Source organism: Teichococcus deserti (genome assembly GCF_001982615.1).
GTDB classification, from domain to species: domain Bacteria; phylum Pseudomonadota; class Alphaproteobacteria; order Acetobacterales; family Acetobacteraceae; genus Pseudoroseomonas; species Pseudoroseomonas deserti.
Genome location: NZ_MLCO01000536.1, coordinates 1 through 1,181, shown reverse-complemented (window position 1 = coordinate 1,181; position 1,181 = coordinate 1). Strand labels below are relative to the sequence as shown.

Sequence of the window (1,181 nt, the reverse complement as noted above, 5' to 3'; positions counted from 1 at the left end):
CGCGGTCCCAGGGGGTCACCGTGCGCAGCTGGGCCAGGCCCAGCGCCTCCAGCTGCGGCAGGGTGAATTCGCGCTCGCCCTGGGGCGGCTGGCGGATCAGCCCGGCGACGCGCAGCACCACCGGCTCGGCGACGCTGGCCTGGGGCTGCGGCGCCATGATCTGGGCATGCGCCGTCGCCGCCGTCCCGGACAAGCCGGTTCCGGCCAGGCCGGCAGCAAGGCTGGCGGTGCACAACCGCAGGCTGTCGCGACGACGCATGAAATCTCCTCCGGTGGTGGCCGGGCCGGGGCGCCACACCGCATGCTTCCGTTTAGCGGCGCGTTCCTGAATGGATTGTTAAGCGCTTTCCTCGCAGGCAACGCCAGCGAAAGGAAGTGGCCCCGGCGCCACGCCCCTCCCCTGCCGGATCGCTCAGCCCTGGGTCCGTCAGGCGCCGTCCACCAGCTCCACCGCCGTGCCGAGATCGACCGAGAGCAGCCGCGACACGCCGCGCTCCTGCATGGTGACGCCATAGAGGCGGTGCATGCGCGCCATGGTCAGCGGATGATGGGTGACCACCAGGAAGCGGGTGCCGGCCTCGGCGGCCATGGATTCGAGCAGGCCGCAGAGCCGTTCCACATTCGCATCATCCAGCGGCGCGTCAACCTCGTCCAGCACGCAGACCGGCGCGGGTTGGCAGCGGAAGACGGCGAAGATCAGCGACAGCGCGGTCAGCGCCTGCTCGCCGCCCGAGAGCAGCGACAGCGTCGCCAGCTTCTTGCCCGGCGGCTCGGCATAGATCTCGAGCCCGGCCTCCAGCGGGTCGTCGCTGCCGACGAGGGCCAGATGCGCCCGCCCGCCGCCGAACAGCCGGCCGAAGAGCGCGCGGAACTCGGCGTCGATCCGGTCGAAGACGGCGCGCAGCCGGTCGCGCCCCTCGCGGTTGAGGTGGCCGATCGAGCCGCGCAGCTTGGCGATGGCGGCGCCGATCTCGTCGCGGTCGCGGTCGATGCCGCCGATCCGCGCCTCGACCTCTTCCATCTCCTGCTCGGCGCGCAGGTTGACGGGCCCCATCTCCTCGCGTTCGCGGGCGAGGCGCTCCGCCTTCTTCCGCGCGCGCTCTTCCGCGGCGTCCGACAGGTCGTCCGGCGGCTCGGGCAGCTCGGCGCCCTCGCCCAGCTTTTCCGCCAGCCGCGCGGCG

2 protein-coding genes are annotated in these 1,181 nt (G+C 72.7%); both read right to left on the bottom strand.

The window, feature by feature from the left end; genetic code table 11:
- A partial coding sequence (locus BKE38_RS29850; protein ID WP_131829812.1) for a hypothetical protein occupies positions 1-259 on the bottom strand: 259 nt, incomplete at its 3' end.
- A gap of 168 nt (positions 260-427) precedes the next feature.
- Positions 428-1,181, bottom strand: a 754-nt coding sequence (locus tag BKE38_RS29845; RefSeq protein WP_165694333.1) for an AAA family ATPase, incomplete at its 5' end; no start/stop codon positions are given.